General features: G+C 65.1%; 22 protein-coding genes and 1 pseudogene. 14 read left to right on the top strand and 9 right to left on the bottom strand.

The features are described 5' to 3' along the window. A pseudogene (locus YU9_RS0106150) lies at positions 1–224 on the top strand (IS630 family transposase); the annotation flags it as partial. 72 nt (positions 225–296) lie between these two features. Here YU9_RS0106150 and YU9_RS0106145 read toward each other — a convergent pair. Genes YU9_RS0106145 through YU9_RS0106130 form a run of 4 tightly spaced genes read right to left on the bottom strand, consistent with a single transcriptional unit; the run spans position 297 to position 5,993 of the window. Further along, positions 297–1,484 (bottom strand): 2Fe-2S iron-sulfur cluster-binding protein, encoded by a 1,188-nt coding sequence (locus YU9_RS0106145; RefSeq protein ID WP_027571996.1) that lies wholly within the window; start codon positions 1,482–1,484, stop codon positions 297–299. Next, entirely contained in the window at positions 1,481–2,317 is an 837-nt protein-coding gene (locus tag YU9_RS0106140; RefSeq protein WP_027571995.1) for a xanthine dehydrogenase family protein subunit M, read from the bottom strand. The genes YU9_RS0106145 and YU9_RS0106140 overlap by 4 nt, the downstream gene beginning before the upstream one ends. Then, the gene (locus tag YU9_RS0106135) at positions 2,314–4,707 is read right to left on the bottom strand and encodes a xanthine dehydrogenase family protein molybdopterin-binding subunit (RefSeq protein ID WP_036017080.1); all 2,394 of its coding nucleotides are present in this window, start codon (positions 4,705–4,707) and stop codon (positions 2,314–2,316) included. The genes YU9_RS0106140 and YU9_RS0106135 overlap by 4 nt, the downstream gene beginning before the upstream one ends. A gap of 8 nt (positions 4,708–4,715) precedes the next feature. Beyond that, positions 4,716–5,993 carry an amidohydrolase/deacetylase family metallohydrolase gene (locus YU9_RS0106130; RefSeq protein ID WP_027571993.1) on the bottom strand — a complete coding sequence of 426 codons (1,278 nt, stop codon included), beginning with the start codon at positions 5,991–5,993 and terminating at the stop codon, positions 4,716–4,718. Positions 5,994–6,287: 294 nt separating this feature from the next. Between YU9_RS0106130 and YU9_RS0106125 the strand changes: the two genes are divergently transcribed. The 6 genes from YU9_RS0106125 (at position 6,288) to YU9_RS0106100 (ending at position 12,634) form a co-directional block, all read left to right on the top strand. After that, positions 6,288–6,731 (top strand): MarR family winged helix-turn-helix transcriptional regulator, encoded by a 444-nt coding sequence (locus YU9_RS0106125; RefSeq protein ID WP_036017079.1) that lies wholly within the window; start codon positions 6,288–6,290, stop codon positions 6,729–6,731. 265 nt (positions 6,732–6,996) lie between these two features. Then, complete coding sequence (locus tag YU9_RS0106120; protein ID WP_027571991.1) at positions 6,997–8,415, top strand: cytosine permease; 1,419 nt, start codon at positions 6,997–6,999, stop codon at positions 8,413–8,415. A gap of 290 nt (positions 8,416–8,705) precedes the next feature. Continuing rightward, the gene (locus tag YU9_RS0106115) at positions 8,706–8,987 is read left to right on the top strand and encodes a hypothetical protein (protein WP_027571990.1); all 282 of its coding nucleotides are present in this window, start codon (positions 8,706–8,708) and stop codon (positions 8,985–8,987) included. A gap of 20 nt (positions 8,988–9,007) precedes the next feature. Beyond that, complete coding sequence (gene glgX / locus YU9_RS0106110) at positions 9,008–11,239, top strand: glycogen debranching protein GlgX (RefSeq protein WP_027571989.1); 2,232 nt, start codon at positions 9,008–9,010, stop codon at positions 11,237–11,239. 110 nt (positions 11,240–11,349) lie between these two features. After that, on the top strand, positions 11,350–11,586 hold the full coding sequence (locus YU9_RS0106105; protein ID WP_027571988.1) for a DUF3551 domain-containing protein: 237 nt from the start codon (positions 11,350–11,352) through the stop codon (positions 11,584–11,586). Between the two features lie 37 nt (positions 11,587–11,623). Continuing rightward, positions 11,624–12,634 (top strand): patatin-like phospholipase family protein, encoded by a 1,011-nt coding sequence (locus YU9_RS0106100; protein ID WP_051380348.1) that lies wholly within the window; start codon positions 11,624–11,626, stop codon positions 12,632–12,634. Between the two features lie 9 nt (positions 12,635–12,643). Here the strand turns inward: YU9_RS0106100 and YU9_RS0106095 are convergent, their stop codons facing one another. The 5 genes from YU9_RS0106095 to YU9_RS0106075 form a co-directional block, all read right to left on the bottom strand. Next, positions 12,644–13,114 (bottom strand): metallophosphoesterase family protein, encoded by a 471-nt coding sequence (locus YU9_RS0106095; protein WP_027571986.1) that lies wholly within the window; start codon positions 13,112–13,114, stop codon positions 12,644–12,646. A 14-nt stretch (positions 13,115–13,128) separates the two neighbouring features. Then, a complete protein-coding gene (locus YU9_RS0106090; RefSeq protein ID WP_027571985.1) occupies positions 13,129–13,347 on the bottom strand; it encodes a hypothetical protein in 219 nt (72 codons plus the stop codon). A gap of 309 nt (positions 13,348–13,656) precedes the next feature. After that, the gene (locus YU9_RS41045; protein ID WP_051380350.1) at positions 13,657–15,462 is read right to left on the bottom strand and encodes an SDR family oxidoreductase; all 1,806 of its coding nucleotides are present in this window, start codon (positions 15,460–15,462) and stop codon (positions 13,657–13,659) included. A 73-nt stretch (positions 15,463–15,535) separates the two neighbouring features. Next, a complete protein-coding gene (locus tag YU9_RS41040; RefSeq protein ID WP_371259114.1) occupies positions 15,536–16,456 on the bottom strand; it encodes a hypothetical protein in 921 nt (306 codons plus the stop codon). 12 nt (positions 16,457–16,468) lie between these two features. Continuing rightward, positions 16,469–16,756 carry a hypothetical protein gene (locus YU9_RS0106075; protein WP_027571984.1) on the bottom strand — a complete coding sequence of 96 codons (288 nt, stop codon included), beginning with the start codon at positions 16,754–16,756 and terminating at the stop codon, positions 16,469–16,471. Positions 16,757–17,081: 325 nt separating this feature from the next. On the opposite strand from YU9_RS0106075, the gene YU9_RS0106065 reads away from it, so the two are divergent. Genes YU9_RS0106065 through YU9_RS0106035 form a run of 7 tightly spaced genes read left to right on the top strand, consistent with a single transcriptional unit; the run spans position 17,082 to position 23,585 of the window. Continuing rightward, positions 17,082–18,182: an inositol-3-phosphate synthase gene (locus tag YU9_RS0106065; protein ID WP_027571983.1), complete on the top strand. Its 1,101-nt coding sequence runs from the start codon at positions 17,082–17,084 to the stop codon at positions 18,180–18,182. Further along, complete coding sequence (locus YU9_RS0106060; RefSeq protein ID WP_027571982.1) at positions 18,182–18,778, top strand: histidine phosphatase family protein; 597 nt, start codon at positions 18,182–18,184, stop codon at positions 18,776–18,778. The genes YU9_RS0106065 and YU9_RS0106060 overlap by 1 nt, the downstream gene beginning before the upstream one ends. After that, complete coding sequence (locus tag YU9_RS0106055; protein WP_027571981.1) at positions 18,775–19,878, top strand: glycosyltransferase; 1,104 nt, start codon at positions 18,775–18,777, stop codon at positions 19,876–19,878. Before YU9_RS0106060 ends, YU9_RS0106055 begins: the two co-directional genes overlap by 4 nt. Before the next feature lie 2 nt (positions 19,879–19,880). Continuing rightward, positions 19,881–20,681 (top strand): nucleotidyltransferase family protein, encoded by an 801-nt coding sequence (locus YU9_RS0106050; protein WP_027571980.1) that lies wholly within the window; start codon positions 19,881–19,883, stop codon positions 20,679–20,681. Continuing rightward, positions 20,678–21,445 (top strand): TIGR04290 family methyltransferase, encoded by a 768-nt coding sequence (locus tag YU9_RS0106045; RefSeq protein WP_027571979.1) that lies wholly within the window; start codon positions 20,678–20,680, stop codon positions 21,443–21,445. The genes YU9_RS0106050 and YU9_RS0106045 overlap by 4 nt, the downstream gene beginning before the upstream one ends. Further along, positions 21,442–22,392 (top strand): beta-xylosidase, encoded by a 951-nt coding sequence (locus tag YU9_RS0106040; protein ID WP_027571978.1) that lies wholly within the window; start codon positions 21,442–21,444, stop codon positions 22,390–22,392. The genes YU9_RS0106045 and YU9_RS0106040 overlap by 4 nt, the downstream gene beginning before the upstream one ends. Further along, positions 22,380–23,585, top strand: a complete 1,206-nt coding sequence (locus YU9_RS0106035; protein WP_027571977.1) for a phosphopentomutase — start codon at positions 22,380–22,382, stop codon at positions 23,583–23,585. The genes YU9_RS0106040 and YU9_RS0106035 overlap by 13 nt, the downstream gene beginning before the upstream one ends. Positions 23,586–23,759 lie beyond the last annotated feature (174 nt).

Below are 23,759 nucleotides of genomic sequence, written 5' to 3'. Positions count from 1 at the left end.
CCACGCGACCAAGCGGGCGCTTCGAGCTCACCTTCACCCCCAAGCACGGATCATGGCTCAATCTCATAGAGGGGTTCTTCTCCAAGTTCGCCCGCTCGGTCCTGCGCCATATCCGAGTGGCCTCAAAACACGAACTCAAGGAGCGCATCATGGCTGGTATCGGCGACGTCAATCGCCATCCGGTTATCCACACATGGTCCTACAAACTCGCCGAGGCCGCCTGATATGATTCAAACCAAGAAAACGCTGACCTAGGCAGTCCAGGCTTCGTCACTTCCCAATGTGCGAGCACACGATCACCCCGCGCCGCTCCGGCGGCCAAGGATGCGGGCGATCCGTGCGCGCAAAACGTCTGATACGATCGACCAGAAACTGAGCTCCGCCGGTGCGCGCGCCTCCGATGGCACACCGGAAATGTGACGATCGAGATTGGCGGCGAAGTCCGCGACCAAGCGCCGGGCGAGATCCCGCACCAGGCCGGGGCGGCCGACCTGGGCCGGCAATCCCGTGAGCGTATAGCCGATCGACAGCTCGACGGCGGTCGCCGCGCCGTCGTCGAGCGGCAGCAGGCGATAACGGATCTCGCCCTGCGTTGCCGAATGGCTGCGCTGGTCGGTGCCGATGCCGATGATGCGGCCCGATAGTGTCGCGGGATCGCGCTCGACCCGCGCGGCGCCCTCGAAGGATGCGGCGATCGGCCCGAGCCTGACGCGGATCAATCCTTCCACGCGCTCGGGGCTCGGCGGCGATTTCAGCGATACGCCGGGAAGGCAGGCCGCGATGGCTGCGATATCGTCGAACATCGCGAACACCTTTGCCGGCGGGTGCGCCAGCGTAAAACGCTGATCGAGAACGGTCGCCGGGATGAAGTCAGGGATGCTGCCCGGCGTCGCATTCTCTGACGCCAGAGCCAACGTTTGCAGCGCAGGCCGCGACTCGCTGCGGCCGGGTGCAGCGCGCCCAGACCCGACCGGGCCGAGACTGGTCCGGCCGCCATCGGCCAGCGGCGCGATGTTGCGCGCGCGCCTTGCCTCGATCACGGACTGCACCGCGCGCACGATGCCGACATAGCCGGTGCAGCGGCAGAGATTGCCGCTGAGGCCGACGCGAATGCGGCGCTCGTCGGCATCGGGCAGACGCAGCACAAGATCACGCGCCGAGACCAGCATGCCCGGCGTGCAATAGCCGCATTGCAGCGCATGCTCGCGGGTGAAGGCGGCACGGAGCTCGGTCGTGACTTCGTCCTCATCGAGGCCTTCAATCGTGGTAACGTCGGCGCCCTCGCAGGCCGCTGCATAGGTGATGCAGGAGCGTGCCGGAACACCGTCGAGCAGAACGGTGCAGGCGCCGCAGACGCCGTGCTCGCAGCCGAGATGCGTGCCGGTGAGATCGAGCTTGTCGCGGACGAAATCGGCAAGGCTTGTGCGCGGCTCGGCGGAAAGCTCCACAGCGCGGCGATTGACCTGAAGCGCGATCGTGGTCATGCCGCAGCCTCCTGGACGGCGCGCTTCAACACGCTGACATGGATGTGGCGCTGCGCGGCGTCGTCGATACCGGCTTTTGCAAGGAGCCCGTCGGCGACGCTGGCGTCAAAACGCTGCTTGTAGTCGGCCGCAATCCGTCCGCTGAACAGCTCGGCGGCATCAGTTATGACAATAGGCGCCGTATCGATGGCACCGATCACGACGCGCGCCGAAGCGACGGCCGGATCGATCAGAACCGCGCCGATGGCATGGGCGAACTCGCCAGTCTTGCGGCAGCTCTTGGCATAGCCCCAATGAGACGATGCCGATCGCATCGGCACGTGGATCGCCTCGACGATCTCGCCGGCATGCAGCGCGGATTCCAGCGCACCGACAACGAAGGCCGCGACGGGCATCGTGCGCGCGCCGCCAAGGCTACGCAGAGTCACGCGCGCGCCCAAGGCCGCGAGCGACGAGATCCAGTCCGCGGCGGGATCGGCATGGCTGAGCGAGCCGCCGATCGTGCCGCGGTTGCGCACGGCGCGATACGCAATATTGGCCGCGACGCCGCGCATGGCGCCGCGGGTCACGTCGGCGGTGCGGCCGTCCTCGATATCGGCATGCGTGACCAGGGCGCCGAGCACGAGTTCGTTGCCGGAGACCTCCGCGCGCTTGAGCTCGGCGAGGCCTGAGATGTCGACAATCAGCTCCGGCTGGACCAGCCGGAGATTGAGCATGGGACCGAGCGACTGGCCGCCGGCGATGATTTTCGCGGACCCGCTGCTTGCGGCCAGCATCGACAATGCCGCATCGAGGTCGCGCGGGCGTTCGTAAGCGAAGGGCGCCGGCTTCATGCCGCACTCCTCTCAGTCGCGCGGGCGGCCAGCACCGCCGCGACGATCCGATGCGGCGTGATCGGCGATTGCATCAGCTCGACGCCGAGCGGCCGCAGCGCGTCGTTGACGGCGTTGGCGATCGCAGCGGGCGGCGCGATCGCTCCGCCCTCGCCGATGCCCTTCACGCCGAACTGCGTGTAGGGCGACGGCGTCTCCATGTGGTCGAGGCGCGCGGCCGGGATCTCGGTCGGGCCGGGCAGCAGGTAATCCGCGAGCGTCGTCGCCAGCGGCTGGCCGGAGGCATCGAACGGCATTTCCTCGTAGAGCGCGGTGCCGATGCCTTGCGCGAAGCCGCCATAGATCTGGCCGTCGACGACGAGCGGATTGACCAGCACGCCGCCGTCCTCGACGATCGCGTAGTCGAGAATTTCCACCTCGCCGAGATCGGGGTCGACCGCGACGACGGCGGCATGCGCGGCATAGCTGAAGGTGCCGCTGTCGCGCACGGGCTTGTAGCCTTGCGTCACCTCCAGCCCGCCGGGATCGACATCGGCAGGCAGGTCTTGCGGGCGGCGATACCAGGTGTGGGCGATCGCCTGCAGGCTGACGCTGCCGTTGACGCCGCGCACCTCGCCGTTCTGCAACACCACCGAGGCCGGATCATGCTGCAACAGTTTTGCGCCAATGCGCCGCGCGCGTTCGCCGAGCTCACGGCAGGCGGTCGCGACCGCGCCGCCCGCCATCACCATCGAGCGCGACCCCCAGGTGCCGGTCGAATAGGGCGTCATCGCGGTGTCGCCGAGGACGATGCGGATCTTGGCGATGTCGACGCCGAGGATCTCATGCGCGACCTGGGCGAGCGTGGTCTCCATGCCCTGGCCGTGCGAATGCACGCCGACACGGAGTTCGAGGCCGCCGTCCGGCGTCAGCCGGGCCGAGGCCTGCTCATGGCCCGGCACCATCGGGATGCCCCAGCCGGAATAGACGGAGGTGCCGTGCGCCGCCTGCTCGCAATAGATGGAGACGCCGACGCCGATGCGGCGGCCGTCGGCCTCGCCCAGGCTTTGCTTGGCGCGAACGGAATCGATGTCGATGGCGGCGAGCGCGCGGCGCATCGCTTCCGGATAATCGCCGCTGTCAAAATGCTTCTTCGTGATGTTGTCGAACGGCATCTGCTCGGGGCGCACCAGATTGCGCAGCCGCACCTCGCCGGGCTCGAGGCCGGCTTCCGCCGCCACGAGGTCGAGCATCAATTCCAGGGCAAAGCAGACGCCGGTGCGCGCGACGCCGCGATACGGCAGGATCGGGCATTTGTTGGTGGCGACCGAAAAGGTGCGGCAGCGATAGGCCGGCATCTTGTAGGGGCCGGGCAGGATGCTGGCGACCTGCGCGGCCTCTAGGCAGGCCGAGAACGGATAGGACGAATAGGCGCCGGAATCCACGGTCGCCTCGCAATCGATGCCGCGCAGCGTGCCGTCACGGTCGGCATAGACCGTGATCTTATAGTGATGCTCGCGGCAATTGGAGCTGGCGACGAGGTGCTCACGGCGGTCTTCAAGCCAGCGCACCGGATGGCCGCAGCGCATGGTCAGCCAGGACAGGCAGACCTCCTCGGGCAGCAGAATGCCCTTGTGACCGAAGCCGCCACCGACATCGGGCGAGATGACGCGGATCTGGCCCTCCTCCATGCCGAGGCACTCGGCAAGGCCGCTGCGCGTAATGTGCGGCATCTGGGCTGCGGAATGCAGCGTGAGCTGGTCGAGCCGCCGGTCGAACGTCGCGACCACGCCGCGGCCTTCCAGCGGCGACATGCATTGCCGCGCGGTCGAGATCTCCCGCGTCACCTTGATCGGCGCGTCGAGCGCGGCGGAGATGTCGACCTCGTAATTGGTCTCCAGGAAGACGTTGTCGCCCCAATGCTCGTGCACCAGCGCCGAGCCGGGCTCGCGCGCCTTCAGCATGTCGGTGATGGCGGGCAGCTCCTCCAGGTCGAGCGTGACCGACGCCGCGATATCCTCGGCCTCGGCGCGCGTCGGCGCGAGGCACATCGCGACGAGCTCGCCGACCTGGCGCACCTTGCCGGTGGCCAGCACCGGCTGCTCCGAAACCTTGAAGCCCGGAAGTCCCGACACTGCGCGGATCGGCTTGATGCCGGCGAGGTCCGCGGCGGTGAACACGCTGCCACGATAGCGCTCGGGCACGTGGATACTGCGGATGCGTGCATGCGCCAGCGGGCTGCGCACGAAGGCAACATCCTGAAGGCCGGCGAGCCTGAGGTCGCCGACATACTGGCCGCGGCCACGCATCAGGCGGTCATCCTCCTTGCGCGGCAGCCGTGCGCCCACGCCCTGCCCGGACTTGCCCGAAGGAAATTCTCGCTCGTTGCGCAACTCCGCGTCCTCCTTCACGCGCAGCCTTATGCCGCGACGGCTTGCGGCAGGATCGGCGCGACCGCGTCGAAGCGCGTGCCGGCACGCAGGCAGAAGGCCGGCTGCAGCAGGCGCTCGGCGATCACCTCGTTCTTCTCGTTGTCCTTGAGGACGAAGCGGCCGCCTCTCTCCGACAGCACGGAGACGTCGGCATCCATGCCGACCCTAAGCGCGCCGATCTCCTCGCTGCGGCCGAGCATCTTGGCGGGATTGGAGGTGACCATCGGCACCACCTGCTCCAGCGACAGGCCGAGCGCCATCATCGAGCTCATCGCCTGGACCAGGCTGAACTTGGCTTGGCCTGCGAAGGGATGGTTCTCGTCATCCTCGTGCTGGTCGGGCGTTCCGGCCGGCGCGGGCACGTGGGTGTTGTAGCCGTGAATGTCGGCGCCCAGCGTGGTCGGAATGATGCCGGCGGCGATCGCCTTCTTCGCCAAACGGTAGGAGAAGTGGCTGCCGTGGCCGACATCGACCTTCAAACCGCGGTCGAGCGCGGCCTGGATCACCGGATGCACCTCGCCCTCGCGGTTGACGAAGCCGCCGGGGTGCCGCGTGAACGGATGGGCGAGAATGTCGCCTTCGCGCAAGAGCGGGATCACGCGGGTGAGGATGGTGTCGGCATCTTCGCCATTGGCGCCGCTCTCGGGCAGACCCCAGAGCTGGCCGAAATGCACATAGACCGGCAGATCGGCGCGCTTGCCGATCTCCGCCGCCATCTCGATGACGCGAATGCCCCAGCGTGCGAAGCCGCCGATCTCGGCATGCGCCTTGATGCCACGCACGAGATCAAGATTGGCCGTCGCCGCCTTGACGGTCGCATCGATGTCGACGCCGTCGGGGCTGTAGAGCTGCGGATAGAAGTGTCCCTCGAGGCCGCCGACGAGATAGGCGGACAGGAAAGCGTAGACGCGCGAGGCGGCCTGCTCCGCGATGAAATGACGGAAGCCCGGCAGCGTCATGCAGGACGGCCCGCCCTGGTCGACCAGCGTCGTCACGCCGGACTGCACGCCGACCATGTCGGGGTTCATGCCGAAGCGGCCGGAGACATATTGATAGACATGGGCGTGAGTGTCGATCAGTCCGGGCAGCACCAGCTTGCCACTGACGTCGACGACCTCCTTGGCGCTGGTCGGAAGAATGTCGGACGCGACCGCCGCGATCTTGCCGTTGCGGATGGCGACATCCTTGGCGCCATCGACGCCGGAGGCCGGACAGATCACGCGACCGCCTCGCAGCAGAAGGTCGAAGCTGGCAGTGACGGACATGGCGCTCTCCTCTCCTTGCACGGGCGACGGCTTCCCGAATTACGAAGCATGCTTCGCATCTTGACATTACGAAGCATGCTTCGCATTTTGACATTACGAAGCATGCTTCGCATTTTGACATTATGACATTACGAAGCATGCTTCGCATTTTGACGAAAAGCAAGCTTCGTGCCATGATCCCAATGTGGCAGGCGCACTCGAATCGAGCTAAGCGCGGCAGGGTTTGGCTCGGGAGAGTGTGCATTGCGGCAGGCGAAGACACGGCGTAGCGGGGGCCGGCACCGCCCCTGGCCATTGTCGGAACGGCCCGGATATCTGATCCGCCGGCTGCACCAGATTCACGTCGCGCTGTTTCAGGAAGCCTGCGGCGCGTTCGAGGTCACGCCGCTGCAATACAGCCTGCTCTCGGCGCTGGCGGTGCGCGAAACCGCCGATCAGACCACTTTGGCGGCCGATATCGCGCTCGATCGCACCACGACGACCGGCGCATTGAAGCGGCTCGCCGCGCGGAACCTGGTCGAGCGCGCCGTGAACAAGGACGATCGCCGTGCGCGCCTGTGCCGCCTGACCCCGGCCGGCGCCGCGCTGCTGGTCAGGATCGAGGGCGCGGCGCGGCGGGCCCATCGCGCGACGCTCGGCGATTTGAGCCAGCGGGAACAGGCACTCTTCATCGAGATGATGCAGCGCATCGTGGCGGGCAACCCAAGTCGCGACAGTTCCGCTGCCCTATTCGACTAGACGCGCCTGCTGCGCTTTTGAGTTGGCTGCTCAATTTATCATCGTACCGCTGCCCGCGCGTGCAACGTCCACCGCTTCGCGCCGGCAAGCTGGGGGCGCCCCGGCAAGCCGGCGGGCAAGGTCGGCCAGCGCTTGAAAACGCAACAGCAATCCAGCGTGACGCGCAACACCGCCGGCTTCGATGCCACCTGCTCGATTGCTCCGCTATTCAATGGCACGATTTATGCTGCGATGATGCGAAGCGTGCTTCGTATTGGGGGATGTCATGACGGATTCCGAACTTCGCGCTGATATTCACAGCATCGAGCCCATTCCCGATGCGGACCGGGACTCCACCGGGCCGCAGCAGATGTGGATCTGGGCCGGCGCCAACATCGCGCCGGTCAACTGGGCGCTCGGCGCGCTCGGCATCATCCTCAAGCTCGGCCTGATGGAGACCATCGCGGTCATCGTGCTCGGCAACATCGTGGGCTGCGCGATCTTCGCGACCTTCACGGTGATGGGACACAAGACCGGCGTCAACCAGATGGTGCTGAGCCGGTCCGCCTTCGGCGTCCGCGGCGCCTATCTGCCCAGCATCCTGATGTTCCTGATGACGCTGGGCTGGATCGGCGTGAACACCTATTTCCCGGTGAAGGTCTCGATGGGCATCCTCGGCCAGTTCGGCGTGCCCGATACCTGGCTGGTCGAGATCGTCGTCATCACATTGGTGATGGCAGTCCAGGTGCTGATCGGAATCTACGGCTTCTACGCGATCCGCACTTTCGAGAAATACACGGTGCCGCCGACCATCGCCATCATGGTGCTGATGAGCGTGCTGGCCTGGACGCGGCCCGGCGTCGTCAATTGGAGCCTGACCACCTCGCTGCCGCCCGGCGCGCATCTTGCGATGCTGACGCTCCTGATGACCGCGATCGGCGTCGGCTGGGGCATTTCCTGGGTCACCTGGGCCTCCGACTATTCGCGCTTCGTGCCGCGCAGCACGCCCTCGAAATCCGTGTTCTGGTACAGCTATGTCGGCATGTTCGTGCCGACGGTGTGGCTCGGCATCTTAGGTGCGACCATCGCCTCGACGACGCTGGACACCGATCCTGCCAAGATGGTGAGCGCGGTGTTCGGCGGTCCGGTCAGCATCCTCGTCCTCCTGATGGTGCTGCACGGCCCGATCGCGACCAATATCCTCAACGTCTATTCGGCGACATTGGCGGCGCTGAGCGCGGGGCTGAAATTCTCGCGCTTCTGGCTTACCGTCATCGTCGGCGTCGCCGGCTATCTGGTCACGCTCTACTTCATCTTCGCGCCGTCGTTTGCAAAAGCGTTCGACAACTGGATGATCAGCCTGCTCTTGTGGATGAGCCCGTGGGCCGGCGTGGTGCTCGCCGACTTCTTCATCAAGCGCAAGGGCAGGATCGACGTTGCCGAGCTCTATCGCTCGCCGGAGAGCAGCGCCTATGGCGACATCAACTGGGCCGGCATGATCGCCTTCTTTGCGGGCCTCGTCGCCGGCTGGCTGGTGGAGGACGGCCTCGTCGGCGCGCTGCAGGGACCGATCTCGATCAACCTGCTCGGCGGTGCCGATCTGAGCTGGCTGTTCGGGATCGGCGTTTCGGGCCTGGTCTACCTTGCGCTCGGCAAGTTCGCGACCTCCCCCTCACCGGTCGCCGCGAGCAGTGCCGGCAGGTAGCGGCAGGTGATTCCGACATCGCGCAGATAGGGCGGCTTCTTCTGAGGTCGACGATCTGAGGGCCATGGCGCCGACCTTGCTCGGCCGTTCCCAATCTGTGCCTCAAACTCCTCCCCTTTCGCCTGAATGCCCCGCGCTTCGGCATGCTTCAAGATCGCTCGCGCCCGTCCGGACCACAAAGGGGGCTGTGTGCGTTCGTTCCTCGGTGGTGTCGATGCCGGGCATTTGCAGCACCAGGAGGAACGGAATGGCCGGCGCGACGGTTACCGTCCCAGACAGGAGCTGTCGCCATGCGCCGCGCGAAACCGCAACCGATCCGTAACAAACTCGACCTGACCGACCGCGCCCAGGTGCGCCTCATCAAAAAACGCCTCGACCTGTCGGACGCGGAGCTCACCGCGATCGTCGGGCGGATCGGCAACGCGATTCCGGCCATCAGCAAGGAGGCGGCTCTGCAAAAAGCCAACGCGCTATCCAAGCCGGCGGACGTGGCGGCCAGCCCCACGATCGCTTCTGCGACCGCCGGTGAGCAGGCGACGACCGAGGTCGCGGCGACAGCACCGACATCCTGACGGGCTATTCGGGGGCAAAGATGGACCAACATTCAGACGACGCCCTGACGCGAGCGGCCTCGAGCCTGCGCCGCACCCGGATCACCGAGGGCAGATCATTCCCGCTCGGCGCCACCTGGGACGGGCTCGGCGTCAACTTCGCGCTGTTTTCGGCCCATGCCGCCAACGTCGAGCTCTGCCTGTTCGACGATAGCGGCGAAACCGAGCTCGAGCGCATCGAGCTTCCCGAATATACCGACGAGGTCTGGCACGGCTATCTGCCTTCTGCCCGCCCCGGCACCGTCTATGGTTATCGCGTCCACGGTCCTTACGAACCCGACGCCGGCCACCGCTTCAATCCCAACAAGCTCGTGCTCGATCCCTACGCCAGGCAGCTGGTCGGCCAGCTCCGCTGGGGACCGGAGCTGTTCGGCTACCGGCTCGACCATGCCGACAAGGACCTCTCCTACGACGAACGCGACAGCGCGCCATTGATGCAGAAGTGCCGTGTCATCGATCCTGCCTTCACCTGGGGCGGGGCACGCAAGCCGGAAGTGCCGTGGGAGCGGGCGATCGTCTACGAGATGCACGTCAAGGGTTTTACCCAGCTGCATCCGCTGGTGCCGGAAGCCGACCGCGGCACGTTCTCGGGCCTGGCACATTCGGAGGTTCCAGCCTATCTGCGCTCGCTCGGCATCACCAGCGCCGAGCTTCTGCCGATCCATGCCTTCGTCGACGACAGCTATCTGGTCGAGAAAGGCTTACGCAATTACTGGGGCTACAATTCCATCGCCTTCTTCGCGCCAGATCCGCGTTACCTCAAGGCGCCATCCGCGAACGAGTTCAAGGCCACGGTCAACCAGTTTCACGCTCATGGCATCGAGATCATTCTCGACGTCGTCTACAATCATACCGCGGAAGGCAACGAGCTCGGCCCGACCCTGTCGTTCAAGGGCATCGACAATGCCAGCTATTACCGCCTGCTGCCGGACAACAAGCGCTATTACATCAACGACACCGGCACCGGAAACACCGTCAATCTTTCGCATCAGCGCGTGCTGCAACTCGTCGCCGATTCCTTGCGCTACTGGGCGACCGAGATGCGGGTCGACGGCTTCCGCTTCGATCTCGCCACCATCCTGGCGCGCGAACCCTATGGCTTCGATGAAGGCGGCGGCTTTCTCGACGCCTGCCGCCAGGATCCCGTGCTCTCCAGCGTCAAGCTGATCGCAGAACCCTGGGACATCGGGCCCGGTGGCTACCAGGTCGGTCAGTTTCCGCCCGGTTGGGCCGAGTGGAACGACAAGTTCAGGGACACGGCGCGCGCCTTCTGGAAGGGCGACCCGGGCACACTGGCCGACTTTGCCAAGCGCGTATCGGGATCCGGCGACCTCTTCAACAAGCGAGGACGCCGGCCGTGGGCCAGTGTCAACTTCGTCACGGCCCACGACGGCTTCAACCTCAACGATCTCGTCTCGTACAACGACAAGCACAACGAGGCGAATGGCGAGGGCAATAGCGACGGTCACAGCAACAACCATTCCTGGAACTGTGGCGCCGAAGGGCCGACCGACGATCCGGAGATCACCGCGCTGCGCGAGCGCCAAAAGCGAAATATGCTGGCGACGATGCTGCTCTCCCACGGCACGCCGATGCTGCTCGCCGGCGACGAATTCGGGCACACCCAGAACGGCAACAACAACGCTTACGCCCAGGACAACGAGACCACCTGGCTGGACTGGATGGGTATCACCGCAAACGGCCGCAGCCTTCGCGAGTTCACGCGCAAGCTGATTGCCACCCGCAAGGCATTTCCGATCCTCTACCGCAGCCGTTTCCTGGTCGGCTCGCACAACGAGGAACTCGACGTCAAGGACGTGACCTGGCTGTCGCCATCCGGCGAGGAGATGACGACGGCGCAATGGCAGGATGGCAATGCAAAGTGCTTCGGGATGCTGCTCGACGGCCGCGCGCAGGAGACCGGGATCAAGCGTCGCGGCTCGGACGCGACCATGCTGCTTGTCTACAACGCGCACCATGACATCGTGAACTTTACCCTGCCGGAGGTCACCGATGGGCGCAGCTGGCTGGGCCTGATCGACACCAATCGGCCTGACGCGCCCATGGCCGAATTCGAGTTCGGGCACGCTTACACGGTGACGGCGCACTCCCTCGTCGTGCTTGGCTTGGCGAACGATAACATCGCGACGCGCCGCCTCCGCCAAGGGCTCGGCGCGCTGCTGGACGTCGCCGATACCCCTCTGCCGGGCTAAATCGTCCGCCGCCCGCTCGCGATCAGCGATCGCCCCAAATGGCGGGGCACGCGCGCGCTTGGAACACCGCGTCACGGGTGGCGTTTAATGTCGAAAATTGGAGATTTAAGATGAAATATCGATTGCTCGCTGCTGCTGCCGCTCTCGCCATCATGGGCAGCTTTGCCTCCTCGAGCGCCGCGGTCGCGCAGGATCGCTATTGCCTGCAGGGCCGGATCTGGGGCTATCCAGGCAACTGCCAGTTCGCCAGCTACGGTCAGTGCATGGCGAGCGCATCGGGAACGAACGCCTATTGCGGCATCAATCCCCGTTACGCCTATGCGCACCGTTACAGGGGATACCGGTGATCAGCCCCCGCCTCCACCCTGGCAACAGGCGCCCGTCGTGACCGATCGTACAGCCGAGCCGGGCGGCGCGACGCCAGCAGAGCGCCCTCGCACCGCCATCGCATTCTCCGGCGGTCTTGGCCTCGGCGCGTATCATGGCGGTGTGTTTGAAGCGCTCGCCTCTCTTTCGTTGCCGATCGACTGGGTGGCCGGTTCATCGGCAGGGGCCATCACCGCCGCACTGATCGCGGGGAGCCCGAGCGCCGATCGGCTGCGCAATCTGCGCAGCTATTGGCAAGCCCGCAGCAGTCCGGCCGGAGTGCCGAACGCGGGCCGCCATACGTTCGCCTGGCTGAGCTCGATCAATACGCGCGTGCTGGGTCACTCGGGCTTCTTCCATCCCCGCCTGCCGATTCCGGCATCTCACTTCGGCGGCCTTTACGACCTCGGCCCGACCCGCGAACGCCTTCAGCAGCTGATCGATTTTGGACGTCTGAACGACGGCGATCCGCGCATCACGATCTGCGCCACCAACCTGGAAAGCGGCGATGCCGTGCTGTTCGACTCCTCGTCGGAGCGAATCGAAATGGACCATATCCTGGCCAGTTGCGGATTGCTGCCTGAATTCGCTCCGGTGCAGATCGCCGGCCGGTGGCTCGGCGATGGCGGGTTCTCGCTGAACGCGCCATTCGACCCGATCTTGGAGACTGCGGGCCCGCTCCGCCTCTATGTCATCGATCTCTTTCCGCGCGACGGCAAGGTCCCTGACGGGCTCGAAGCCGCGGCCGAGCGCAAGAGCGACCTGACCTTCGGCAACCAGACCTTCCAGCGCCTTGGCTACGCCCTCGAGGCCCGTCAGCTCCGTGCCGAGCTTCAGGACCTCGATTACGACGACGAGATCTATCTGCTGAGCTACCGGCCGGGCCGCGAGGAAGCGGGTCCCGAAAAATCCTTCGATCTGTCGGAGGAAGCCATGGCGCAACGCTGGCGGGCCGGCTTTCTGGACATGCAGTATGCCGCACGCCTGGCCCCGATCCCGAACGGGATCTGCAGTGTGCGGCGGCCTTAGCGATGTCTCTCAATGCTGGTCGAGATCATGAATGACTGGCCGCAGCGGGCCGCTCGGATCGAGCTCGAGCGTCGCCAGCGTAATCGGCAGCTTGAAGCGTCGCTTCCCTGCGCTTCCCGGATTCAAGTAGAGCACGCCTTCGGCGGTCTCGATCCGCACGCGGTGGGAATGCCCGGACACCACGACGTCGATCCCGAGCTCGGCAGGATTGACCGCCAGCTCCTTGAGATCGTGCAGGATGTAGAAGCAGCGGCCGCCGAGGCGCAGCGTTCGTGTTTCAGGAAAACGTTCAGCCCACGCACCGCGATCGACATTCCCCCTGATCGCGGTGACGGGCGCGATCCGGCAAAGCCCATCCATCACAGCCTGGGTGCCGATGTCGCCGGCGTGGACGATGTGGGAAACGCCCGCCAGGCATCGCTCTGCCTCGGGCCTCAGCAGTCCATGCGTGTCGGCAATCACCCCAATCCTGAACGTCATGTCAAATCATGGCTTCAATGCAGCACGTCCAACGGCATCCGGCCGATTTCTTCACCATCCTCGTTCGTGACGAGGATCGAGAAGTGACGGCCCTTGAGCTCGGGACGCTCCTCGAGCAGGCGCCTCGCAATCTCTTCGGCGACGTCCATGGCCTTGATGTCATCCGGCAACTCGGCACCTCCCGTGTCTGCCACGGTTTTAGAATCCACCAAATCAAAATGATAGCGCGGCACGCCTTGTCCTCGGCCTTTTCCCGCAGGAACGCCCGGTCTCGAACCTTCGTTCCGGCGCCGGAGCCATCTGCGGTCCTGCCAACAGGAACATCTCGGGTCCCAGGACGTTGCAGCAGCGAGCATGGCACCGCCCGCAACCTCGCCGCGTTTCTCCATACATTGAAGTAAATCCCATGCCCCTGATCCGTCGTTCAGCAGCCTGGTTACGCGACGCGCCATTGCTGACCGTCACCATCCTGGTCGTGCTCTCGTGACGGTCGACGGAGGCCACGGCTCATTCGGCACGAAGCTCGGCGATTACGTCCGGCCCTACGCGTTGCCGGAGCGGCGGCCGTAGCCTGGCCTCACGCGCGGCGCCGCCTCAAGTCTCGCGCGAGGTGCAGACGGGCGGCGGGCCTTCGATGCGGCGACAGCCAGACAAGCAGTAATCCCGAGCACCACCAGTCCCGTGCTGAGCACGCCAGCGGGCGGAATTTGCTTCCGCGCCAGCCAACCGCCGTCAACCGATTTGCCCTGCGGACCTGCTTCGATCAACGTGCCTTCGCTCACCGGCGCAGGATGCGCGCGCGACAACAGCCAGCGGAATGTAGCTGCGAGGATGTTCTCGGTAATCTCAGGAGCAATCGTATAAGCGAGTTGGCCGGCGCGCGCCGGCCACCCCACCGCCACCTCGTCACGGGGCGCGCGGACGAGGCGCACGAACGTCTGGGCCACGTCCTCGGATTGATAAAGCAGCGGCCCCGGATCGAGCCGCCGCCCGGAGGTGTTGGCGCCGTGGACGAAACCGGGCGTATCGACCATGGAGGGGAAGACACCGCAAACATGAATATGGGGATGAGCGCTGAGCTCCTGACGCAAGCTTGCGGTGAAGCCGCGCAGGCCGAACTTGCTGGCGGTATAGGCTGCGGCAAAGGGCGTCGGCGCCCAGCCGCCAATCGAGATGTTGTTGATCAGGACACCGCGGTTCTGGCGGAGGAAGATCGGAAGCACGGCGTAGGCGCCATGCATGGTGCCGAGCAGATTGACCTCGATCGTCCGGCGATGAAGCGCGATGCCAGCATCCTGGTAGGCCCCGAACACACCGGTGCCGGCGTTGTTGATCCAGACGTCGATGCCGCCGAACGCCTCTTCGGCCGCGCTGGCCAGATGCTGCACCGCCTGGGCATCGGTGACGTCGGTCGGAACGGCCAAGGCCCGGCCTCCGAGGGCCTCACATTCGCTGGCAAGGCGCGCCAGGACGTCATCGCGACGTGCCGCCAGCACCACAGTGGCGCCGTTGCGGGCAAAGGCCAGCGCGGCGGCACGGCCGATCCCACTGGAGGCGCCGGTGATGACGACACGCGTGCCGACCATCCGCTCCGGCTCGGGTCCCGAGATGCTCGCGGGAAGCAGCCAGCGCAGGGATCGCCGCAGGCGCGCGGTTCCCTGTGCTTCAAACCAGTCGCCATGCGCGAAGATCACCCGCTCCGGAGCCAGCTTCACGAGCCGCTCGGCCGCAGCCTGCGCCGAACGACCGCCGAGGCGCAGCAGAAGCCGCAGATAGACCGGGGCCTTCCCGTCCGGCTTGGCAATTCCGAGCAGGTTGGCCGCGGCTGCATTCGACGCGCCAAGTCGATGGGGATCGAGGTTCTGCACGAGATCGGTCAGAACCAGCGTCCGGCTTCGCCTGTCGAACAGCTCGACCTCCGAGAACGTCGGGGCGTTCACCGACACGGTTTCGAGGTCGGCGGTCCATTCCTCGGGCGTCGTGTCTCCGAGCTCGCGATCGATACGCAGGCCGGCCACTCGAACCTGCTTGCGCGCCGCAAGGCCGCGCGCGGCAAAGGTCGCGGCCTGTGGCAGCTGTCTTTGCCATTCAGGCAGAAACATCCAGTGCGCGATGTTCGGCGCCAGCAGGTACCCGATCGGGCCCAGCCGCTCCAGCTGCTGGCGTAGATCCGGCGAATATCTCACCGGCGAATGCAGCACGAGGTCGCCGTTCGACAGGCGGATGACGGTCATGCGCACCGGCAGTTGCAGACCGGCGGCGCTGATGGGCTTGTCGTTCAGAATCCAGATATTGTCTGTCACCCGCGACAGGCGGTCCGTCGACAAGCCGGCGTCGGAACTTTGCATGAGCGCTTCCATTTGCGAGCACTTTGCTCCAAATCGCGCGGGCGACGCTCGTTCCTCATCACGATCCTGGAAGTCACATCGCCGCGGTCGCTTGCCCCGCTTCAAGGCGCGTCCGCAGCGCGCTACGCACTTCGGCAATGACATTGCCCCAATCGCCCGGGCATCTTTGGTGAAACAGCCGCAGGCTCGAATACCAGAACGAGTGCGCATCGGATTGAGGCCAGCGCCAGTCGCAATCGGCATGCAGCAAGACCCAGGCTTCGCATCCGAGCGCGCCCGCAAGATGCGCGACCATGGTGTCGACGCAAATGAGGAGATCGAGCTGCCGCAGGCGGTGGCCGAGGGCCACGATGTCTGGTGTGCTGATGTCCAGTGCACCGATCGCCGCGAGCTCTTCGGTGCTGGCGCCGCGCTGGAGCGAATAGAGCGTCACACACGGTCCGGCGAGACCGCGCAACAAGGCGGCCGAAACCTCCCGACGCTTGTCCCAATCTCCGACTTTCCAGACCAGGCCGAGGGCCTGACCTTGTTCTCCCCGCAGCGGCGGAACGGCAGCTGGAGGCAACGCGAGGTAAGGAACGCGCATCTCGACCTGATCCCGTCGCGCCCCGATGGCGTGGGGCACTTCCATGATCTCGATGTCGACCTCGAAATCGACCTCGGGGGCACCATCGTGCAGCGGAATGGCCCGGTCCACACCCGCGGCCCGCACCGCGAGCGGCAGCAGCTCGGGTTGACACCACAAGGTGACGCTGCGCGCGATCGCACGAAGCGGGCGCATGAAGCGCAGAAACTGAATCGTGTCGCCAAGCCCGTGGTAGCAGCGGACCAGCACGTGCCTGCCATGCAGATCCTCGCCCCGCCAGATCCGCTGAAGATGCCTCGGGCCGGTGTGCTTGGGCGGATGCGCGATCTGCACGAGGTCACGATCGTTGATCGCCCAGGCGCGCGTGAAATCACCCGCCCGCATCGCCTCGGCCCAACCGCCGGTCACCGCGCGCGATCGCTAGTGTCGCACGAATTTGTGGAATCGGCTGAGCTTGCCGTCCTTGGTCCGATCCTGGTGCAGGAACGCAACACCGGCTTCATCGAACTTTTCGAAGAACTCGTCCCAGCTGATGCGGTCTAGTCCTTTTTCCGGCGGATCAAAATCGATGCGCAGGATTCCAGCGTGACCATCCTCTTCCGTTGCCTTGACGGTCGCCGGTTTCCCTCCGCGCTCTTCGGCCCATTTCCGGATGACATTGTGGTCAGTGGTCTGCTGGGCTTCGCTATTTTGCGCCTTGGACGTCATGTCACACCTCGCTTACCGGCCGGGCGATGAGCCCGGCATCGCATCGAACCATTGACCGACAAACGCGGGCCGAAGCGATTTGTTCTTTCGCTCAGATGCGAAGCAGCCTCGCGACGCGAGCATCATCTTCTTCATCTTCATCATGAAAGCTCTTCGTTCCCTAGAGGCGGCCCGGGATTTTATCCCAAGTTAAGCTCGTCGCATTTTGACCGCTTGAAATCGCTCGCGACGCGACGCTCGCATGCCCTCCTAGGAACGAACATACCTTCCGCACGTTCGCCGACGTACTTACCGACGCCGCTTGTTTCCCGGAGGGCTTCATTCCATGCATTCCCGTCTTCAAGATAGGCGCCGCGTGCGCGTCGGCCTCGTCGGCGTCGGCAATTGCGCGAGCTCCTTCGTCCAGGGCCTCTCCTACTACCGGAACGCCAAATCGAACGAGCCGGTCCCGGGACTGATGAACGCCGACCTCGGCGGCTACCATATCAGCGACATTCAGATCGCGTCGGCCTTTGACGTCAACGCCAGCAAGGTCGGCCGCGATGTCGCCGATGCTATCTTCGCGTCGCCCAACAACACGCACCGCTTCTCGGACGTCGCGCCCACCGGGGTGATCGTGCAGCGCGGACCGGTCATGGACGGCATCGGGCACTACCTGACGGACGACGTTCCGATTGCGGACGTGCCGGAGGCCGACGTGTCCGAAGTCCTGGCGATGTCCCGCACCGACGTCCTGGTGTCCTATCTTCCGGTCGGCTCGCAGCGCGCCAGCGAGTGGTATGCGGCGCGTGCCATCGAAGCGGGCTGCGGCTACGTCAATTGCATTCCTGTCTTCATCGCCTCCAACCCGGAGTGGCGGCGCCGCTTCGAGGAAGCCGGCCTGCCGATCGTCGGCGACGACATCAAGAGCCAGGTCGGCGCCACCATCCTGCATCGCGTGCTCGCCAATCTCTTCCGTGACCGCGGCGTGCGGCTCGATCGCACCTATCAGCTCAATATCGGCGGCAATACCGATTTCAAGAACATGCTGGAACGGGAGCGGCTGACCTCGAAGAAGATCTCCAAGACCCAGGCCGTGACCAGCCAGTTCGACGTGCCCATGGACCCCGACAACATCCATGTCGGGCCGAGCGACCACGTGCCGTGGCTCACCGACCGCAAGCTCGCCTTCATCCGCCTGGAGGGAACGACGTTCGGCGGCGTTCCCCTGAGCGCCGAGGTCAAGCTCGAGGTCTGGGACTCCCCGAACTCGGCCGGCGTCGTGATCGATGCGGTGCGCTGCGCCAAGCTCGCCATGGACCGCGGCCAGGCCGGCGCGCTGACCGGCCCTTCGAGCTATTTCATGAAATCGCCACCGCAGCAGTTCACCGACGAGGAGGCCGGACGGCGGACACGCGCCTTCATCGACGACAAGGCGTATGCGTGATGGCCAAGATCATCCATCTCGTTCGGCACGGTCATCATGCCTTGCTCGGCCGCGTTCTGTGCGGGCGGATGACGGGAGTCGAGCTCGACGATCTCGGCTGTAAGGACATGGCTTGCTGTGCCGGGACCCTTTCGCCTCGACCAACGCTCATTCAATCCAGCCCGCAGCGCCGGTGCATGCAGTCGGCCTGCATCCTCGCCGCGCATTTCAGACTGCCGGTCGAGATAGCCCCCGCCCTCGACGAGATCGACTATGGCGAATGGACCGGACGATCGTTCGATGATCTGGTGCCGGATCCACGCTGGTCGCGCTGGAATGAGCGACGCGGCACGAGCCGACCGCCCGGGGGCGAGAGCATGCGGTCGCTTCAAGATCGCATCGTTGCTCATCTGGAGCAACTGCGCAGCGATCGCGATCTCGACATCGTCGTCGCCGTGAGCCACGCCGAGCCGATCCGCGCCGCGCTCCTGCACTATTCACGGATGCCGCTCGACGAGTTTCTCTCGATCGAGATCGATCCTGCCAGCATCAGCACACTCCGCGCCGACAGCCGCGGCCTGGAGATCACCGGGATCAACCAGCGGGTGCCGGCGTGAAGATCGTCATCTTCGGCCTGACAATCTCCTCCTCTTGGGGCAACGGTCACGCCACCTTGTGGCGCGGCCTCTGCAAGCATCTCGCGCGGTCGGGACATAGCGTGGTCTTCTTCGAGCGCGACGTTCCCTACTATGCCGGTGCCCGGGATCTCTACGAACTGCCTGGCGGCGAGCTCCGGCTGTTCTCGAGCTGGGACGATGTGCGGCAGACTGCAAGCGCCGACGTCCGCAGCGCCGACGTCGCGATTGTGACCTCCTACTGCCCCGATGCGATTGCGGCGACCGATCTGATCCTCTCCGAAGATCGCGCTGTTCCCGTGTTCTACGACCTCGATACTCCGATCACGCTGGCAAGGCTCCTGGCCGGCGAAGCCGTTCCTTATCTCGGCCCGCGCGGCCTGCGGGATTTCGAGCTGGTGCTCAGCTTTACCGGCGGACCTCGCGTCGCGGATGAATTCCGCGACAGGCTGGGTGCCCGCGAAACCCGGCCGCTCTATGGTCATGTCGACACCGACATCCATCGCCCGGTCGCGCCCCAGCCGCATTATCGCGCCGATTTGTCCTATCTCGGCACCTATTCCGAAGACCGCCAGCGCACGCTCGAGACGCTTTTCGTCACGCCCGCGCGGGCGCGCTGGGATCTCCGCTTCCTGATCGGCGGAGCGCAGTATCCCGAGACCTTTCCATGGTCGCCAAACATCTATTTCGTGCGGCACCTGCCACCGCCCGAGCACGCACCGTTCTTTGCCTCGTCGCGGCTGACGCTCAATGTCACGCGCCGGGCCATGGCGGAGATGGGCTGGTGCCCGTCCGGACGGCTGTTCGAGGCCGCAGCCTGCGGCGCGCCGCTGCTGAGCGATGACTGGCCGGGAATAGCGGATTTCTTCGTGCCCGGAGAGGAGATCCTGATCGCACGCGACGAGCATGACGCGCTCGCCGCGCTCGCGATGACGGATGCCGAACTCCAAGGCATGGCGCAGCGCGCCTATGAACGCACCATGAACCAGCACACATCTGACAAGCGCGCGCGCGAATTGGTCGTGCTGCTCGAGCAAACGACATCGAGCCGCGTAAGCCGGCAACAACACGAGGAGGCCTGACCATGTGGGGCATCGTTCCGGCCGCGGGCCGCGGCAGCCGTATCCAGCCGCTCGCCTTCTCCAAGGAATTACTGCCGGTCGGCAGCCGGCGTGACGACGGTACGGACCGCCCCTGCGCTGTCTCGGAATATCTGCTGGAGCGCCTCATCCTCGGCGGCGCCGACAAGATCTGTTTCGTGATCTCGCCGGGCAAATCCGATATCCTCGAATATTTCGGTGACCATTACGGCAGCGCCGAGCTCGCCTATGTCGTGCAACCCGATGCCGCGGGGCTGTGCGACGCCGTGTTCAGGGCTAGCACGGTCGTCGGGCAGCACGAGGATGTCGTCGTCGGCCTGCCCGACACCGTTTGGTTCCCCAAGGCGGCCCTGCAATCCCTGCCCGATACAGACCTCTCGTTCCTGCTGTTCCCGGTCGAGCACCCCGAATTCTTCGATGCGGTCGTGCTCGACGGCGATCATGTGACGGAGATCCAGGTCAAGCAGCCGAATGCAAGCTCGCGCTGGATCTGGGGCGCCTTCAAGATGTCGGCGCGCGGCTTCCGCGAGCTCCAGTCGCTGTGGCACGCGCGCGAACGCCGCGACGAATATTTCGGGACGCTGGTCAACGCCTATCTTTCGGCCGGTGGCCGCGGCGTCGGCGTCAAGGCCGGAGAATCCTACGTCGATGTCGGCACCATCGACGGCTATCGCACGGCGATGGCTCTGCTCGCCGAGACCGCCGAGGGCCGATCGAGGTTGCGAGCCCGCGCGTCGTCGGACGGCGTCCGCCCGGTCACAGCGAACAACGGAGCGATTGCATGACCAGGGGCGCCCTCTCCCGTGAGGAAATCCGCCAGCGCGTCGACGCGCTGGGGCCATGGTTTCACAATCTCGACCTCAAGGGCGTGCCGACCGCGCCGGCGCACTTTCTCGGCGACTATCCCAATGTGAAGTGGCAACGCTTCTCCGGCATCATCCCAGATCGGCTCGAAGGCAAGACCGTGCTCGATATCGGTTGCAATGCCGGGTTCTACGCCATGGAAATGAAGCGGCGCGGCGCCGAACGCGTGCTTGGCCTCGACACCGACGAAGAGTACCTGGCTCAGGCCCGCTTCGCGGCCGAGGTGAACGGACTCAGGATCGAGTTCCGCAAGATGTCGGCCTATGATGTCGGGCAGCTCCGTGAGAAGTTCGACCTCGTGATCTTCATGGGCGTGCTCTACCATCTGCGGCACCCGCTGCTCGCGCTGGACCTGATCCATGAGCACGTCGCCGGCGATCTCCTGCTGTTCCAGTCGATGCAGCGCGGTGACAGCCGCGTCGATGCGATCGAGAAGAACTACGACTTCTGGACCACCGACCAGTTCGATTCGTCGGGCTACCCGAAGCTGCACTTCATTGAGCACAAATATGCCGATGACCCCACCAATTGGTGGGTGCCCAATCGCGCCTGCGTCGAGGCCATGCTGCGCAGCGCGGGCTTTGCCATCGCGGCCCATCCGGAGGACGAGGTCTATCTGTGCCGACGCACGACGCGGCCGCAGGCCGATGGCCCGGTCTATCCGTCACGGGAGACGGATCGATGATCGAAGCTGCCAAGATCTGGAACGAGCCCAACAACAAGTCGCATTGGGACCTCCTGATCGATCCGGACTGGGCGATGTTCGCAAATCTCGCACTCGCCGCCGGCAAGGCCATCCGCAGTGCGCATCCGACATTGCCGCGCGTGCTCGGCGGCCTCTCGCCGATCGACCCGTCCTTCATGCGCAACATGCAGGCGCGCGGAGTGCTCGATCACGTCGACGCGGTCGCCGTGCACGGCTTTCCACTCGACTGGAATTTGTGGCAGATCGGGGAATGGCCGGCCAAGATCGAGGAGATCAAGGCTGTTACCTCGCTCCCGGTCTGGGTGACCGAGGTCGGCGTCTCCTCGTTCGGCGCCGAGGAGGTGCAGGCCTGGGGCCTGTCGCGCACCGCAGAGCTTTTGATCGGCCGCGCGCCGCGCATCCACTGGTACAGCCTCTACGATCTCCCGTCGGCGTGGGAGGCGACCACCCGGCACAAGGAGGCGGAGGGTTCCTCCTATTACCGGCACTTCCACATGGGCCTGCTGCGCGAGGATGGAACACCGAAAGCCGCAGCGGAGCTGTTCGGCCAATATGCGTCTGACATGGGCCTATGCCAGTGGTTTCACTTTGAGGATCATCGACTTGGTGACGCCGTGCGCTGGATGCGCCGCTTCGGCGTGAGGCACTTGCGGACCGGCCTGTCATGGGCCGACAGCTTCCGTCCCAATGCGCTCGACTGGTTCGACCGCCAGATGGACGCGCTGGCCGAGTTCGCGGTCACCGTGACCTTCTGCTTCACGCCGGAGCACCGCGGCCTTGAGCCTCATCACACCAGCCCGCCGCAGGACGTGAACGAGTTCGCCGATTTCTGCGCGCAGATGGTCGACCGCTATTGCACCAAGACCGGTCTCGCCGCCTCCATCGGCGCCACTCCGCCGCTCAGGGAGCCGACATGCGTGCCCTGATCCTGGTGATGGATTCGGTCGGTATCGGCGCGGCGCCCGATGCTATCAATTACGGTGACGAAGGCGCCGATACGGTCGGCCACATCGCGGACGCGTGCATGGCCGGCCATGCCAATAGTCCGCAGCGGGAGGGCCCACTGCAGCTTCCCAATCTCGTGGGGCTAGGCCTGGGCGAGGCCTGCCGCCTCGCCACCGGGCGCGTCCCGCCCGGGCTCGACGGGCGGGTTCAACATGCGCGCTATGGATGCGCCAGTGAGATATCCAGGGGCAAAGACACGCCGTCGGGACATTGGGAGATCGCCGGCGTGCCTGTCGCGTTCGAGTGGGGCTATTTTCCGAAGATCCAGCCCTGCTTCCCGCGCGATCTCGTGGAGAAGCTGTGCGAACAAGCCGGACTGCCCGGCATCCTCGGGAACTGCCACGCCTCCGGCACCGACATCATCTCCGAATTCGGCGAGCGCCACATGCGCAGCGGCGAGCCGATCTGCTACACCTCGGCCGACAGCGTATTCCAGATCGCGGCACACGAAGAGACGTTCGGGCTCGAGCGGCTCTACGAGGTCTGCACGGTTGCGAGGCGGCTGGTCGATCCCCTGAACATCGGCCGCGTCATTGCGCGTCCGTTCGTCGGATCGAGCGCGCATGATTTCAAGCGCACCTCGCACCGGCGAGATTTCTCCGTTCCGCCGCCTGACCGAACCATCCTCGACCTTGCGGACATTTCCGGCCGCGACATCGTGACGATCGGCAAGATCGACGACATTTTCGCCCATCGCGGCACCGGGAAAAACCTGCGCGGCGACGGCAATGCGGCACTCTTCAATGCCACGCTGGATGGGCTGGCAAGCCTTGCACAGGGCGGGCTGCTGTTCGCGAACTTCATCGATTTCGACACGCTCTACGGTCACCGTCGCGACGTGGCCGGCTACGCAGCGGCGCTCGAGGCCTTCGACGCCCGTCTTCCCGAACTGCTGAACCGGCTGGAAAGCGACGATCTCCTGATCATCACCGCCGATCATGGCTGCGATCCGACCTGGAGGGGCACCGATCACACGCGCGAGCAGGTCCCGATCCTGGCATGGACCGCGCAATCCATGTCTCCGGTTGGCAGACGCGCCGGGTTTGGCGATATCGGTGCGACCGTAGCAAGACATCTCGATCTGCCCGCGCCACCTCATGGCGCGCATTTCTAGCCGCGATTCACCTGGGTTATTAATCCAGGTTAGAGAAATTTTCGTTTGTAGGTCTCGCAGGAACGAACATTCCTTGCATCGCTTCTAACTCCCAGACGTGACTGGCGCGCAGGTCGCCCGACCAAGCAAAGCGCGCTTCAACTCTCATCATCGACTGATCCCGAACGGATCGGT

The sequence above is a fragment of the Bradyrhizobium sp. WSM1743 genome (genome assembly GCF_000473065.1).
In the GTDB taxonomy this organism is placed as follows: domain Bacteria; phylum Pseudomonadota; class Alphaproteobacteria; order Rhizobiales; family Xanthobacteraceae; genus Bradyrhizobium.
Note: the sequence above shows the minus strand (reverse complement) of the source record. Positions and strands in the feature narration are given on the sequence as shown.